The following is a 15,018-nucleotide window of genomic DNA, read 5'->3' on the forward strand; positions in this document are numbered from 1 at the left end:
GCCACCGAAGAAGGACATCTTTGTGGAGGAGGGTATGGAGGGGGCGCCCCCCAGTGGGGGGGGGGGGGGGGGGGGAAGAGGGGGGGGGGGGGGGGGGGGGGGGGGGGGGGGCGGGGGGCCCCCCCCCCACCGTCAGGGAGCCGAAGAGGACAGCCAGGACAACCAGGAGACGTGCCCGAATAGTTGGCATGTCCACTACAGTCCGGCGATATCAGGACACCGTCAACACCCCTGACTCTGGAGTAAGTTCCCGCTGGGCCGACTCGCACACGTCATCCGGCCATTCTTCGTGCCACATTCAACAAGTACTCCTTCCTGTTCAGCGGGTTGTGGTCGGTGCGCGGGCGCCTCGGAACCGTGCCGTGCGTGACGGGCGCGTAGTGGTCGAAGACGCTCTCCACCTCGCCCTCGCCCCGGGTGAGCCCGGGCAGTCGCTGCTCCAGTTCGTGCACCCGGGCCGCGGGCACCGTGCCCGCCAGGACGCATCCGGCGCCCCGGGTCTCGGTCGTCCGCGGTACGGCGGTGAGCGCGGCCAGCACCGGCAGCAGCGCGCCGAGGGTGTCCGCCGGGGCCTCGACACGGAAGCGGTGCATCGGCTCGTGGACCCGGGTCCCGGCCCGCCGCAGCGCTTCGAGGAGCACCAGCGGGGTCAGACCGCGGAAGTCGGCGCCGGTGCTCGACATGCTCTTGTCGAAGCCCTGGTGGGCGTGGCTCTGGCGGGGCGAGTAGCCGCTGTGGGTCATGGTGACCACGCAGTCGGGGATCCGCCAGCCGTGCGGGCCCTGGTCGAGGGTCTCGCGCACGGTGTCCTCGACGGCCTTGAAGAAGGCGTACGGCATGGAGCCGAGCTCCACCTCCAGCCGGAAGGCGACGCCCGAGCCGACCGGTGCGGGGTCGACGCGCAGGCCGACGGTCGCGAGGAACGGGTTGGCGTCCTTCTTGTTGAACTCCACGGCCTGCCCCGTGCCGACGAGCCGCTCGACGCACAGGGGCGTGGTCTCACGGAAGGTGACCCCGAGCCCGTACTCCTCGGCGAGGGTGGCCTGGATGACCTCCTTCTGCACCTCGCCGTACAGGGACACGGAGGTCTCCTGCCGCCGTTCGTCGTGGCGCAGGCCGATCAGCGGGTCCTGCTCGGCGAGCTGGGTGAGCGCGAGGTGCAGTGCGCCCCTGTTCGCATCCGGGCCCGGGACGACGACGGTCTCCAGGGTGGGCGGGGCGAAGACGTGCTCGTACGCCTTGCGGGGTGCGCCGATCGCGTCGCCGATCCTGATGTCGCCGAGTCCCCAGAGCCGGGCGATCTGTCCGGCCACGAGGGCGTCGCCACGGCTGTCCGTCCCCTGTCCGAAGACGCTGATCGCGGTGATCCGGCCTTCGGCGCCGTCCGTTCCGAACGGGATCCGGTCGCGGGTGCGCAGGGTGCCGGAGAACAGCCGGGCGTAGGCCGCCTTCTCCCCCGCCGGGCCCCGCTCGACCTTGAACACGGTCCCGGAGACCGGACCGTCCGCGTCCCCGTCGGCCGGGGGCAGCAGTTCCTCGATGCCGGCCAGGAGCGCGTCCACACCGGCGCCCGTGACGGCGGAGCCGAAGAAGACGGGGTGGATCAGGGCCTCCCGGGTCAGGGCGACGAGGGAGTTGTGCAGGAGGGCGTCCGTGACGGTGTTCTCGACGTACGCGGTCAGCAGCGTGTCGTCGTGGCCGGCGAGGACGTCCAGCGCGGCCGGGACGGGGCCGGGCGTGAAGCGAGCCCCACGCGTGCCGAGGCCGGTGGCGGTGCCCATCGGCACGATCGCGGGTGTCAGCCGGGCCGAGATCGCCCGCAGCACCTCCTCCTGCCGTGCGCCACTCCGGTCGATCTTGTTGACGAAGAGCAGGGTGGGGATACGCAGCCGCTGGAGCGTCCGCATCAGCACCCGTGTCTGCGCCTGCACTCCTTCGACGGCGGAGACGACCAGCACGACGCCGTCCAGCACGCCGAGCACCCGCTCCACCTCGGCGATGAAGTCCGGGTGGCCGGGGGTGTCGATCAGGTTGACCGTCACACCGTCGAGGGGGAACGAGACCACGGCGGACTTGATGGTGATGCCGCGCCGCCGCTCCAGCGCGAGGGTGTCGGTACGGGTGTTCCCGTCGTCGACGCTGCCGATCTCGTCGATCACCCCGGCCGAATGGAGCAACCGCTCGGTCAGGCTGGTCTTACCGGCGTCGACATGGGCGAGGATTCCAAGATTGAGCACGTGCACGAAGCGTCATGTCCTTCGGAGAGGGGTCCGTTCCTGGCTGGGGGGACATGAACGCAGTGCGCATCTGCTGCTCCTCGGGACTCGGTGACGTCGCTGTCCTGTGCAGTGCAGCAGAGGGGCCCGAGGGGGCACAACGGAATTAAGGGCCTTCCGATGGATCTCCGCAGGAGAAGGAGCGGATCGTGCGTGACATCCTCCCGGCGCTGGGCCGCTGGTACGCGGCCGGGCTGCCGTTCGGCCTCGCGACGGTCGTCGAGGTCAGCCGCAGCGCGCCGCGCGACCCGGGTGCGGCGATGGCGGTGGGCCCGGGCGAGGAGGTCGTGGGGAGTGTGTCCGGGGGCTGTGTCGAGGGCGCGGTGTTCGAGCTGGCGCGGGACGTCGTGGCAAGCGGCGAGGCGCGTCTGGAGACCTTCGGCTACAGCGACGAGGACGCCTTCGCCGTCGGCCTGACCTGCGGCGGCGAGATCACGCTGCTGGTGCGTCCGGTCACGCCCGAGCGGGACCCCGTCTTCGGCGCGGTCGCCGACTCGGTCGCCGCCGGTGAGCCGGTCACCCTCGCCACGGTGGCCGACGGCCCGGCGCCGCGCGGGGCGACGCTCGTCGTCCGGCCGGACCGGGTCTCGGGCACGCTCGGCGCGAGCGGCCTGGACGCGGCCGTCACCGCCGACGCACGGGGCGAGCTGGCTCTGGGCGCCACCGGCCTACGGCACTACGGGCCGCGGGGGCAGCGCCGTGAGGACTCCGTCAGCGTGTTCCTGGAGTCCTTCGCGCCACCGCCGCGGATGCTGGTCTTCGGCGCGATCGACTACGCCGCGGCCGTGGCCCGCATCGGGGACTTCCTCGGCTACCGGGTCACCGTCTGCGACGCCCGCCCCGTCTTCGCCACGCCCCGGCGCTTCCCCGAGGGCGTCGAGGTGGTCGCCCAGTGGCCGCACCGCTATCTGCGCGACACGGACACCGACGAACGCACGGTGATCTGCGTCCTCACCCACGACCCCAAGTTCGACGTGCCGCTGCTCGAGGAGGCACTGCGCCGGCCGGCCGCGTACATCGGGGCGATGGGCAGCCGCCGCACCCACGCCGACCGGGCGCGACGGCTGACCGAGGCCGGCCTCACGGAACACGAGCTGTCCCGGCTGCGCTCACCGGTCGGTCTCGATCTCGGGGCCCGTACCCCCGAGGAGGTGGCGGTGTCCGTCGCCGCCGAGATCGTCGCACTGCGCTGGGGCGGCAGCGGCGCCCCGCTGACCACCACGAAGGGAGCGGTGCACCCGCGCCGCTCCTCCTGATCACCCGCACCGCTCCCGGTCGATTCGCCCGTCGGCCGGGTTCGTACGATCGTGTCGTCGTCAGCACACTCAGCGAAGGGAACCCCATGATCTTCATCACCGCCAAGTTCCGGGTCCGGCCCGAGCACGCCGACCGCTGGCCCGAGATCGCCGGCGATTTCACCCGGGCGACGCGCGCCGAGCCCGGCTGCCTGTGGTTCGACTGGTCGCGCAGTGTGGACGAGCCGACGGAGTACGTCCTGGTCGAGGCCTTCCGCGATGACGAGGCCGGGGCCGCGCACGTGCAGTCCGCACATTTCAAGGCCGCGCAGCAGACGCTGCCGCCCCATCTGGCCGAGACGCCGCGCATCGTGAACGCGACGATTCCGCAGGACGACTGGGCGCTCCTCGGGGAGATGGCGGTCCCGGGGCAGGACTAGCACCCTGCCGCACATCTCACCGACTGCCTCTTGTCCCGGACGGCACGGCACCGTACGCTCCCCGTCCATACCGACTAGCCGGTATGGACACCCGAAGGAGCCGCCGGAGATGAGCACGATCAACCGCCAGGTGCGTCTGGCCGCACGTCCCGTGGGAGAGCCGCGGCCCACCGACTGGGAGCACGTCGAGGAGCCTGCCGGGCAGCCGGGCGACGGCGAGTTCCTGGTGCGGGTGCTCTGTCTGTCGATCGACCCCGCGATGCGCGGCTGGATGAACGCCGGCCGGTCCTACATCCGCCCGGTGGAGATCGGCGAGGTGATGCGCGCCGGCGCGGTGGGACGGGTGATCGCCTCCCGGCACTCCGGATTCGCGGTCGGCGACCATGTGTCGGGCTCGTTCGGCGTGCAGGAGTACTGCGTGTCGGACGGACGCGACGTGACCAAGGTCGACCCGGCGGCGGCACCCTTGCCGACGTATCTCGGCACGCTCGGCATGTCGGGCCTGACCGCCTACTTCGGCCTGATCGAGGCCGGGCGGCCCGAGCCCGGGCAGACCGTCGTGGTCTCCGGAGCGGCCGGGGCCGTCGGCAGCGTCGTCGGGCAGATAGCCAAGATCCTGGGCTGCCGGGTCATCGGCATCGCCGGCGGTGAGGCCAAGTGCCGGATGGTGGTGGACGAGTTCGGCTTCAACGCCGCGATCGACTACCAGAACGAGGACGTCCGCAAGGCGCTGCGCGAGCACGCCCCCGACGGCGTCGACGTGTACTTCGACAACGTCGGCGGAGACGTTCTGGACGCCGTGCTGCTGCGGCTGGCGCGCGGTGCCCGCGTCGTCGTCTGCGGCGCCATCTCCCAGTACAACAGCACCAAGCCGCAGGGCCCCGCCAACTACCTGTCGCTGCTGGTGAACCGCGCCTCGATGACGGGCATCGTGGTGTTCGACTACGCCGACCGGTACGCCGAGGGCATCGCGCAGATGGCCACGTGGCGGGCGGAGGGCCGGCTGAAGTCCCTGGAGGACGTGGTGTCCGGCTCGGTCGCGGAGTTCCCCGAAACCCTGATGCGGCTGTTCCGCGGTGACAACCGCGGCAAGCTGGTGCTGAAGATCGCCGACTGACGGGGCCAGGGAGGAGGGGAAGGGGAGAGAGATCCGATGAAGGCACTGACCTACCACGGCCGTCACGACATCCGCTACGGGGAAGTCCCCGACCCGGCCGTCACCAGCCCCACCGACGCGGTGGTGCGAGTGACCGCGGCCGGCATCTGCGGCAGCGACCTGCACATCTACGGCGGCAACGGGTTCAGCCCGGAACTGGGCTACACACCGGGACACGAGTGCGTCGGCGTGGTGGCCGACACCGGCGGCCAGGTCACCCGGTTCAAGCCGGGCGACCGGGTCCTGGTTCCCGCCTCGGCCGGCTGTACGCACTGCCGGTCGTGCGCGGCCGGGTTCACCGCCCGGTGCGAGCGCGCCAAGTCAAGCACGGAGCTCTGCTACGGAGTGAGCCCGCAGCTCCAGGGCAGCCAGGCACAGACCCTGGCCGTGCCCTACGCCGACGTCAATCTGGTGCACCTGCCCGAGGACATCTCCGACGAGGCCGCCGTCGTCCTCACGGACAACGCCCCCACCGCCTGGTACGGCTGCCGCCGGGCCCGCGTCCAGCCCGGCGAGACGGTCCTGGTCATCGGCCTCGGCCCGGTCGGCCTCATGGCCGCCCAGTCCGCCTTCGCGATGGGCGCGGCGCGGGTGCTGGGCGCGGACCTGGTCGCGGAGCGCCGCGCCTTCGCCGCCGGTCTGGGCGTCGAGCCGGTCGAGGGCGATGACGCGCGGTCGGCCATCCGGGACATGACCGCCGGCCGCGGGCCGGACGCCGTGGTGGAGGCCGTGGGCTCCGACGCCACCATCCAGCTCGCCCTCAAGGCGGTCCGGCAGGCCGGCCGGGTCAGCGTCATCGGGGTCAGCCAGAACAAGGCGTTCCCGTTCCACATGTACCTGGCGCAGATCAAGGAACTGGAGTTCGCCATCGGGCTGTGCTCGGTGCACTACGAACTCCCTCCCCTGATCGAGCTCACCCGGGCCGGCCGGATCCAGCCCGAGGCCGTGGTCTCGCACCGTTTCGCCCTCTCCGAAGGCCCCGCGGCGTACGAACTGTTCGCGGGCCGCTCCGACGGCGTCCGCAAGATCCTCCTCGACCCGGCCCACTGACGGTCCCGGACATTCGGCTGCCAGGCGTTCGGCAGGCCTCCTAGGGTTGAACCCCTCGGACACTGGAGGTCGCCATGTCACAGTTCGACGAAGCTGCCGGGCAGCCCCGTCCGCGGCTGATCCCGCTCCCCGAGGAACAGTGGGACGCCCGGACCCGGGACCTGCTGGCCTTCGCGCCCCACGACCCCGGGAACCGGGTACCGAACATCTTCACCACCCTCGTGCGCCATCCCGATCTCTACGAGCGGTTCCTGCCGTTCGGCGGCCAGTTGCTACGCGAGGGCCGACTGCCGGAAGAACTGCGCGAGTTACTGATCCTGCGCACGGCGTGGAACACCGGCGCACGGTACGAGTGGGGACGGCACCTTCCCCTGGCCAGGGCCGCGGGCGTCACGGACGCGGACATCGACCGCGTCACCGAGGGCCCGGAAGCACCAGGCTGGACCGACCTCAAGAGGCACCTGATCCGGGCGGCGGACGAGCTGAACCGCGAGGCGACCATGTCCGACGCCACCTGGGAGGCCCTGGCCGAGCACTTCGGCGACGCCGAACTGATCGAGATCGCCATGCTGGTGGGGCAGTACCACATGGTGGCCTTCTTCCTGAACGCCACCGGTGTGGAACTGGACCCCGGTTTCGACATTCCCCGGTCGTGAGGGTTCAGCCCTGAATCAAGGCTGCGGGCCGTCGTCCGCCGGGCGGCGGCCCCAGGCCGAGATCATCGGTGACGTGGCGAGGTCGAGGCGCCCGGCCGCGATGTTGGCGAGGTGACGCTCGATCTCCTCGTCCGTGGCCAGGCCCTCGGCGACGAGTTTGCCGCGTACCTGCTGGACGGTGGCCGTCTCCAGGATGTCGCACGCGGGCGAGGTGACCGGGAAGTAGGCGTCGGCCTCGACGTCGACGAGGCCGGCCTCGCGCAGCAGGCGCGGCAGCCTCCGTCCGTACGAGAGGTCGGCACCACGCTGCCGCAGCAGCCGACGGAAGCCGTGACGCAGCCGGTTGGCCAGCTCCTGCTCGGGGCCGTGCTCGTCGGGGCAGATCAGCGGTTGCAGGGCGGGGTCGGCGTCCTCGACCAGGAGCCACCCGCCGGGGCGCAGGGCCTGGACCATCGTGCGCAGCGCGGCATCCCGGTCGGCCACATGGACCAGGACGAGACGGGCGTGGACCAGGTCGAAGGGCCCGGCCGGGGGCTCGTCACGGCCCACGTCGTGGCGGAGCACCTCCACTCCCCCGGTGGCCGCGGTCCGCGCCCAGGAGACGTCGATGTCGGTGGCGAGCACGCGCCCGCGCGGCCCGACGCGTTCACGGAGCCACGCGGCGACGCCCGGCCCTCCGGCCCCGACCTCCCAGCACCGCCATCCCTCGTCGATCCCGGCCGTCTCGAAGTGCCGGAACGTCGAGGCGTCGAAGAGGGCCGCCAGCGCGTCGAAGCGGGTACCGGCCTCGACCTGCCGGTTGTCCAGGAGATATCCCTTGTCCTGACCCATGCGCCGATCATGTCACGGCGGCTCCCGCAACCGTCAGGCCCGTGGCGGCAGCCGGTGCAGTTCCACCTCGGTGAGCCGGCCGTCGGCGGCCGTGGCGGTCATGTACGTGCAGTGGGGCTGACGGCGGCGGTCCGTCGGGGAACCCGGGTTGAGCAGGCGCAGGCCGGTGGGGGCCGTGGTGTCCCACGGGATGTGGCTGTGGCCGAAGACCAGCACGTCGAGGTCGGGGAAGCGCGCGGCGCAGCGCTTCTCCCGGCCCTGGGCGGGTCCCGTCTCGTGGATCGCCCCGAAGCGCAGCCCGCCCAGTTCCGCGTACGCCACCTCGGGCAGCCGGGCCCGCAGGTCCGGTCCGTCGTTGTTGCCGTACACGGCGACGAGCCTGCGGCAGCGGCTCTCCAGCAGGTCGAGGGTGGCCGTGTCGACCCAGTCCCCGGCGTGGAAGACGACATCGGCGTGCGGAAGTTCGGCCAGCAGCGGCGCGGGCAGTTCCCTGGCCCGCTTCGGCAGGTGGGTGTCGGACATGAGGAGCAGACGCACGCTCCCAGCCTAGAGGCAGCGGCCCGCTCCGCCCCGGAACCGACTTGACCGCGAACAGACAGACAGTGCAGCTCAGTTGCCGTGGCGACGGAGATGATCACGGCCAGGTCTCGAAAGGTGAGGCAGGTTTGCCTGCCGGGTTAGCATCGGGCAACACGCAGTAAGACAGGACGTCTACGGCAAGCGACCCGAAGGGGCCCGGAAACCCGATGCCGGTCAAGGTCAGCGTCATCATCCCCGTCTACAACCCGGGGATCTACATCGAGGACTGCATCACCTCGCTGCAGAGGCAGTCCCTGCCTCCCGAAGAGTTCGAGGTGATCTTCGTCGACGACGGCTCCACCGACGCCACCCCGGCCCGGCTCGACGCGCTCGCCGCCGAGGATCCCCGGATGAAGGTCATCCACCAGGAGAACTCCGGCTGGTCGGGCAAGCCGCGCAACGTGGGCATCGCCGCCTCCACGGGCGAGTTCGTCATGTTCGTCGACAACGACGACTACCTGGGCGACGAGGCCCTGGAGCGGATGTACGACTACGGCGTGGCCAACGGCGCCGACGTCGTCGTGGGCAAGATGGCGGGCAAGGGCCGCGGCGTGCCGGTGGAGCTGTTCCGCCGCAACCACCCGCGTGCCACCGTCGAGAACGCCCCGCTCATCGACAGCCTCACCCCGCACAAGATGATCCGCCGGGCCTTCCTCGACCGCATCGGCCTGCGCTTTCCCGAGGGCAGACGGCGGCTGGAGGACCACGTCTTCATCGCCGAGGCGTATCTGCGCGCGGAGAACGTCTCCGTGGTCAGCGACTACGTCTGCTACTACCACATCAGGCGGGACGACAGCTCCAACGCCGGCTTCGAACGCTTCGACCCCGCCGGGTACTTCAAGAACCTCCGCGAGGCCCTCGACGTCGTCGAGAAGTACACCGACCCCGGCCCGGTGCGTGACAAGCTCTTCCGCCGCTGGCTGCGCGTGGAGATGGTCGAGCGGCTGCGGGCCCGGCGCTTCCTGAATCTGCCGGACGACTACCGCAGGGAGCTGTTCGGGGAGATCCACGAGGTCGTCGTCGAGCGGTTCGGTCCCGGTGTCGCGGAAGGGCTGCAGCCGACGCAGCAGGTCGTCGCCGCGCTGACCGCGGCCGACCGGTACGACGATGTCGTGGCCTTCGCGGAATGGGAGGCCGGCATCGCACCCGAGGCGGCTCCCGCGCACGTGGAGTGGCGGGACGGCTCCCTCAGCATCGGCTTCACGGCCGGGTACACGTCCGGCGGCGAGCCGATGACCTTCCCCGCAGACGCCGAGGCGGCCCCGCTGAGCGACACGCCCAAGGACGTGACCGAGGCGGTGGAGTGGGTGGCCTCGGAGACCGCCGCCCGCTTCGGGCAGGCCACGGCCGATCTGCTGCTGCGGGAGCGTTCCAGCGCCGCGCAGTATTTCCAGCCGGTGCGGTTCACGCGCGAGACCGTGCCCGTCGGGGACGGCGAGGAGGTCCGGCTGGTGCTGCGGGCGACCGCCACGGTCGACCCTGCCACCCTTCCGGGTGACGGCGTCTGGGACGCGGTCGTACGGGTCAAGCTGGGCGGCTGGACCAAGGAGTGCCGGCTGGGCCCGGCCCCGCGGGCGACCCGCCCCACGCCGGACGTGGGACTCGTCGGCGACCGGCCGGTGCTGCCGTACTGGACGGAGCCGCACGGCAACCTCTCCCTGCAGCTCGGCGCGCGGGGCAAGCGGCTCGGTCTGGGCGGCGTGCAGCCGATGGACGTCACCGTCGCCGGGGACCGTTTCCGTGCTCCTCTGCCGCTGCAGGTCGAGGGCGACCGGGAGGTGCCACTGAGGTTCGTCTCCTCCAGCCGGATCCTCGACGCGTCCGGCACGCTCTCCCCCGCCCCGGACGGGCGCGGGGCGGTGCTGGAGGCGGCGATGCCCGCCAAGGACCTCTCGCGTGACACCTGGCGGGTGGCTGTGTGTCTGACCCCGGGCGCCGACCGGCCCCGCTTCACCGGGCTGCCGTTCGCGCTGCGCGCCGCCGACGGTCAGGTGCTGGTCGTGCCGGTGCCGGGGCCCGGTGTCGCGCTGCGGCTGGCGCGACGGGCGCGGCGGGTGGTCGGTACCGCGCGTCGGAAGGTGGTTTCCCGTATCAGGATCGGAGGGCAGTGACAGCATGCGACCACTGGGGATAGAGGGCGCCTGGATTCTGGAGCCCAAGATCTTTCCGGACGACCGGGGCAGCTTCCACGAGTGGTACCGCGGCGAGGAGTTCCGCGAGGCCACGGGCCATGATCTGGCCCTGGCCCAGGCCAACTGCTCGGTCTCCCGGCGGGGCGTGCTGCGTGGTGTGCACTTCGCCGATGTGCCGCCCAGCCAGGCCAAGTACGTCACGTGTGTGCGCGGTGCCGTCCTGGACGTGGTGATCGACATCCGGGTGGGCTCCCCCACCTTCGGCCGGTGGGAGGCCGCACGGCTCGACGACGACACCCGCCACGCGGTGTTCCTCGCCGAGGGGCTGGGCCACGCGTTCATGGCACTCACCGACGACGCCACGGTGGTCTATCTCTGCTCCACGGGCTACGCCCCGGAGCGTGAACACGGTATCCACCCCCTCGACCCGGCCCTCGGCATCGCCTGGCCCGAGGGCATCACCCCTGTCCTCTCCCCGAAGGACGAACAGGCCCCGACCCTGGCCGAGGCGGAACGCCAGGGTCTGCTGCCGTCGTACGAGGCCTGCCATGCGTACTACGAGGAGTTGCGGGCCGGGCGGCTCGACGGCTGACCCACGTACGATGCCGGCCGTCGCCCTCCGGGGCGGCGGCCGGCGTCGTCGTCGTTCAGCGGCTGACGCCCACCTGTTCCAGGGACTTGCGCAGGGGCTCCCAGCCGATGCGGCGGGGCAGGCCGCGGTTGCGGGCCTGGGTGAGGGGCCCCCAGAAGCCCGCTTCCAGGAGGGTCTCGGGGCGTACCGCGCCGGCCCGTTCGAGGATCGCCTCGGGGACCTTCTGCGGGTCGGGCACCTTGTACTCGGCCATGATCTCGTCGTACTTGTCGTGCAGGACCCGGTTGTTCGGGTCGGCGCCGAAGACGACGAGCTGGCCGGTGGGCGCGGTGTCCACCTGGACCGTGACCAGGTCGGGGCGGTAGCGCGCCAGCACCTCGGTGATCTTGTAGACGTCGCCGGTCCAGGCGTTGGTGTGCCGGTCCCGGGCCGCCTCGTCGACGCTGCGCGGCAGCATGTCGTCGAAGACGATCACGCTGGACCAGTCGGAGTGCTTCTCGACGTTCATGAAGTCGCGCAGGGCGTACTCGAAGATGTGCATGCCGTCGATGAACGACAGATCCAGCGTGGTGCGGCGCCAGTAGCCGATGGGGCTGCGGCCGCGGCGCAGGTTGCGCAGCGGGTGACGGCCGCCCTTGAGGTGCTGGAGGGGGTTGTCGCGGGCGAAGAAGTCGTCACTGGTGGCCTTCACCAGGTGGACGTCGCACTTCAGCTCCGAGACCACCTTGAAGGCGGGGTCGATCGCGATGCTGGGGACGCGGGACAGACGCAGGCTGCGGCCGTCGTTGACGCCGATCTCCAGGTAGTTGCGATTGGCGCTGACCTTGTGCAGTCCCCGGAGGAACTCATGGCGTTTCACGGAGTGGGACCTTCCTTGCGGATGCGGGGCAGAGCTTCGTGCAGGGCGGAGCGCCACTCACGCGGCGGGGGCAGGCCGATCTCCTGCCACCGGTCGTGTGCGAGGGCGCTGTACGCCGGGCGGGGCGCGGGCCGGGGGAAGGCCGCGCTGCTGGTGGGGCGCACCCGGTCCGGGTCGGCGCCGAGCAGGGAGAACACCTCGCGGGCCAGCTCGTACCAGGTGGCCTCGCCGGCGTCGGTGGCGTGGAAGACGCCGTGCGCGTCGGGGCCGAGCCGGGGTCCGAGGTCGGCGATCCGCTCGGCGACGTCCGCGCTCCAGGTGGGTTGCCCGCGCTGGTCGTCGACGACGTCGAGGGTGTCGCGGCGGGCTTCGAGACCGATCATGGTCCGCACGAAGTTGGTGCCGTGGACCCCGTAGAGCCAAGCCGTGCGCACGACCGCGCTCGCCCCGGGGAGTTCCTCCAGCACGGCCCGCTCGCCTGCCAGCTTGGTGCGGCCGTAGGCGGTGCGCGGGCCCGTCGGATGGTCCTCCGGGTAGGGGGCCGTGCGGGCTTCGCCGGAGAAGACGTAGTCCGTGGAGAGGTGGATCAGCCGGGCGTCGTGCGCCGCGCAGGCGCGGGCCAGCAGGCGCGGTCCGTCGCCGTTGATCTCCAGGGCGCGGGCCTCGTCGGTCTCGGCGTCGTCGACGGCCGTGTACGCGGCGCAGTTCACGACGAGGTCGGGGCGGTGCTCCCGTACGGCCGTGTCGACGGCCTCGGGGCGTGTGATGTCCAGGGCGGAGCGGTCCAGGCCCACCACGTCCTCGCCGCGCCGGGTGAGTTCGTCGACGACGTCGTGGCCGAGCATGCCGCCCGCTCCGGTGATCAGCCACCTCATGCGCGCTCCTGGGCGACGCGCCGCTTCAGGGGCTCCCACCAGGCACGGTTGTCGCGGTACCAGGCGACGGTCTCGGCGAGGCCGGTGGTGAAGTCGTGGGCGGGGCGGTAGCCGAGTTCGTCGCGGGCCTTGGACCAGTCGACGGAGTAGCGCAGGTCGTGGCCCTTGCGGTCCTCGACGTACTCCACCCGGTCCCAGTCCGCGCCGCAGGACTGAAGGAGCAGGCCGGTGAGTTCCTTGTTGGTGAGTTCGGTGCCGCCGCCGATGTTGTAGACCTCGCCGGGCCTGCCCTGGGTGCGGACGAGGTCGACGCCCTGGCAGTGGTCGTCGACGTGCAGCCAGTCACGGACGTTGCGGCCCTCGCCGTACAGGGGCACCGTCCCGCCGTCGAGGAGGTTGGTGACGAACAGCGGGATGACCTTCTCGGGGAACTGGTGCGGGCCGTAGTTGTTGGAGCAGCGGGTGACGCGCACGTCCAGGCCGTGGGTGCGGTGGTAGGCGAGGGCGAGCAGGTCGGAGGATGCCTTGGAGGCCGAGTACGGCGAGTTCGGCTGCAGCGGGTGGTCCTCCGGCCACGACCCGGACTCGATGGAGCCGTAGACCTCGTCGGTGGAGACGTGCACGAACGGGCCCACGTCGTAGCGCAGGGCGGCGTCCAGCAGGGTCTGGGTGCCGAGCACGTTGGTACGGACGAAGTCGGCGGCGCCGGTGATGGAGCGGTCCACATGCGACTCGGCGGCGAAGTGCACGACCTGGTCTGCGCCGGCCGTCAGCTTGTCGACGAGTTCGGCGTCGCAGATGTCGCCCTGGACGAACTCCAGCCGGGGGTGGGTCAGTTCGAGGTTGTCGAGGGTGCCGGCGTAGGTGAGCTTGTCCAGCACGGTGATGCGCGGCGCGTCGGGCGCGTCCGAGGCGAGCAGCGCACGGACGTAGCGGGAGCCGATGAACCCGGCGGCACCGGTGACGAGGAGGTTCATGAAGTGATCTGCACCTTGCTGTGGTCTCCGAGGACGAGTCGGTGGGCGCTGGGGACGCTGGGGGCCGGGGTCACCTCGACATGCCGGCCGATCAGCGAGGACTCGATCCGGCCGACGCCCTGGATCGAGGAGTCCCGCAGCACGATCGAGAATTCCAGTTCGCTGTCGGTGATCCGGCAGTTCTCCGCGATCGAGGTGAAGGGGCCGACGTAGGAGTCGCTGACGAGGGTTCCCGCCCCGATGACGACGGGTCCGACGATGCGGGAGTTGACGATCCGGGCGCCCTCTTCCACGACCACCCGCCCGATGGTCTGCGAGGCGTCGTCCACCGTGCCGTCGATGCGGCGCTCCATGGCTTCGAGGACCGTGCGGTTCACCTCGAGCATGTCGCCGACGTTGCCGGTGTCCTTCCAGTAGCCCTTGATGACCGTGGAGCGCACGTCGGCGCGGGAGTCGATCAGGTGCTGGATGGCGTGGGTGATCTCCAGTTCGCCGCGCCAGGACGGTTCGATGGCGCGCACGGCCTCGTGGATCACGGGCGTGAACAGATAGACGCCGACCAGGGCGAGATCGCTCTTGGGCCGGTCGGGTTTCTCCTCCAGGCCGATCACCTGGCCGGACGGGTCGAGTTCGGCGACACCGAAGGCGCGTGGGTCGGCCACGCGCGTGAGCAGGATCTGGGCGTCGGGCCGACTGTCGCGGAACTCCTCGACGAGGTCGGTGATGCCGCCGACGATGAAGTTGTCGCCGAGGTACATCACGAAGTCGTCGTCGCCGAGAAAGTCCTGGGCGATCAGCACCGCGTGGGCCAGCCCGAGGGGCCGCTCCTGGGGGATGTAGGTGACCTTCAGGCCGAACTTCGACCCGTCACCCACCGCTTCCTCGATCTCGGCGGCCGTGTCCCCGACGATCATTCCCACGTCGGTGATGCCGGCCTCGGCGATCGACTCCAACCCGTAGAAGAGCACAGCCTTGTTGGCCACTGGCACCAGTTGCTTGGCCGACGTGTGTGTGATCGGCCTCAGTCTTGTTCCTGCGCCGCCGGACAGCACGAGAGCCTTCATTCGGTTCACCTTAGTCGTGATCCGGCGGATGTGAACATCACTTCTTTTGGTTGCCGATGCGCGGAGTTACTCGGATCGTCACCGCGCGGCCTTCCGGGGAGCGGTCAGTCCTCACCCCTGACGATGTTCCACTCCGACCCGGAGTTGGTGATTCCGGGAGTGGCCCGGTCCTCGACGGCGGGGAGGCAGGTCCGCAGCGCGGCCTTGCCGCGCAGACGGCGCGCCTTCGACCAGCCGGTCTCCGGCCGACGGACGGCGGGCTTCTCACTCAGGATCATGGACGTCACGACTCATCA

The 15,018-nt window shown here is 71.0% G+C and carries 15 protein-coding genes; 7 read left to right on the forward strand and 8 right to left on the reverse strand.

Features of this window, described 5'->3' with window-relative positions; translation table 11 throughout:
* Positions 1–272 precede the first annotated feature (272 nt).
* Positions 273–2,243, reverse strand: a complete 1,971-nt coding sequence (locus ACZ6I3_RS12555; protein ID WP_469414096.1) for a GTP-binding protein — start codon at positions 2,241–2,243, stop codon at positions 273–275.
* A gap of 182 nt (positions 2,244–2,425) precedes the next feature.
* On the opposite strand from ACZ6I3_RS12555, the gene ACZ6I3_RS12560 reads away from it, so the two are divergent.
* From ACZ6I3_RS12560 to ACZ6I3_RS12580, 5 genes are all read left to right on the forward strand, one after another.
* The gene (locus ACZ6I3_RS12560; protein WP_469414097.1) at positions 2,426–3,532 is read left to right on the forward strand and encodes an XdhC family protein; all 1,107 of its coding nucleotides are present in this window, start codon (positions 2,426–2,428) and stop codon (positions 3,530–3,532) included.
* A gap of 86 nt (positions 3,533–3,618) precedes the next feature.
* Positions 3,619–3,951 (forward strand): putative quinol monooxygenase, encoded by a 333-nt coding sequence (locus ACZ6I3_RS12565; protein ID WP_469414098.1) that lies wholly within the window; start codon positions 3,619–3,621, stop codon positions 3,949–3,951.
* A 109-nt stretch (positions 3,952–4,060) separates the two neighbouring features.
* Complete coding sequence (locus ACZ6I3_RS12570) at positions 4,061–5,068, forward strand: NADP-dependent oxidoreductase (RefSeq protein ID WP_469414099.1); 1,008 nt, start codon at positions 4,061–4,063, stop codon at positions 5,066–5,068.
* Positions 5,069–5,104: 36 nt separating this feature from the next.
* A complete protein-coding gene (locus tag ACZ6I3_RS12575) occupies positions 5,105–6,157 on the forward strand; it encodes an alcohol dehydrogenase catalytic domain-containing protein (RefSeq protein ID WP_469414100.1) in 1,053 nt (350 codons plus the stop codon).
* A 74-nt stretch (positions 6,158–6,231) separates the two neighbouring features.
* Complete coding sequence (locus tag ACZ6I3_RS12580; protein ID WP_469414101.1) at positions 6,232–6,813, forward strand: carboxymuconolactone decarboxylase family protein; 582 nt, start codon at positions 6,232–6,234, stop codon at positions 6,811–6,813.
* A gap of 15 nt (positions 6,814–6,828) precedes the next feature.
* Here ACZ6I3_RS12580 and ACZ6I3_RS12585 read toward each other — a convergent pair whose 3' ends face one another.
* Complete coding sequence (locus ACZ6I3_RS12585; protein WP_469414102.1) at positions 6,829–7,644, reverse strand: class I SAM-dependent methyltransferase; 816 nt, start codon at positions 7,642–7,644, stop codon at positions 6,829–6,831.
* Positions 7,645–7,677: 33 nt separating this feature from the next.
* Positions 7,678–8,181 carry a metallophosphoesterase family protein gene (locus ACZ6I3_RS12590; RefSeq protein ID WP_382829170.1) on the reverse strand — a complete coding sequence of 168 codons (504 nt, stop codon included), beginning with the start codon at positions 8,179–8,181 and terminating at the stop codon, positions 7,678–7,680.
* A gap of 209 nt (positions 8,182–8,390) precedes the next feature.
* Between ACZ6I3_RS12590 and ACZ6I3_RS12595 the strand changes: the two genes are divergently transcribed.
* Complete coding sequence (locus ACZ6I3_RS12595) at positions 8,391–10,334, forward strand: glycosyltransferase family 2 protein (protein ID WP_469414105.1); 1,944 nt, start codon at positions 8,391–8,393, stop codon at positions 10,332–10,334.
* A 4-nt stretch (positions 10,335–10,338) separates the two neighbouring features.
* On the forward strand, positions 10,339–10,947 hold the full coding sequence (gene rfbC / locus ACZ6I3_RS12600; protein WP_469414107.1) for a dTDP-4-dehydrorhamnose 3,5-epimerase: 609 nt from the start codon (positions 10,339–10,341) through the stop codon (positions 10,945–10,947).
* Between the two features lie 55 nt (positions 10,948–11,002).
* On the opposite strand, the gene ACZ6I3_RS12605 is transcribed toward rfbC, so the two are convergent.
* The 5 genes from ACZ6I3_RS12605 to ACZ6I3_RS12625 form a co-directional block, all read right to left on the reverse strand.
* Positions 11,003–11,806 (reverse strand): class I SAM-dependent methyltransferase, encoded by an 804-nt coding sequence (locus tag ACZ6I3_RS12605; RefSeq protein ID WP_469414108.1) that lies wholly within the window; start codon positions 11,804–11,806, stop codon positions 11,003–11,005.
* Positions 11,803–12,681 carry a dTDP-4-dehydrorhamnose reductase gene (gene rfbD / locus ACZ6I3_RS12610; protein ID WP_469414110.1) on the reverse strand — a complete coding sequence of 293 codons (879 nt, stop codon included), beginning with the start codon at positions 12,679–12,681 and terminating at the stop codon, positions 11,803–11,805. Before rfbD ends, ACZ6I3_RS12605 begins: the two co-directional genes overlap by 4 nt.
* A complete protein-coding gene (rfbB, locus tag ACZ6I3_RS12615; protein WP_469414111.1) occupies positions 12,678–13,658 on the reverse strand; it encodes a dTDP-glucose 4,6-dehydratase in 981 nt (326 codons plus the stop codon). Before rfbB ends, rfbD begins: the two co-directional genes overlap by 4 nt.
* Entirely contained in the window at positions 13,655–14,722 is a 1,068-nt protein-coding gene (locus ACZ6I3_RS12620; protein ID WP_469414113.1) for a glucose-1-phosphate thymidylyltransferase, read from the reverse strand. Before ACZ6I3_RS12620 ends, rfbB begins: the two co-directional genes overlap by 4 nt.
* Before the next feature lie 104 nt (positions 14,723–14,826).
* On the reverse strand, positions 14,827–15,009 hold the full coding sequence (locus tag ACZ6I3_RS12625; protein WP_215124619.1) for a hypothetical protein: 183 nt from the start codon (positions 15,007–15,009) through the stop codon (positions 14,827–14,829).
* Positions 15,010–15,018: the final 9 nt, after the last annotated feature.

The sequence above is a fragment of the Streptomyces sp. NPDC041940 genome (assembly GCF_055589465.1).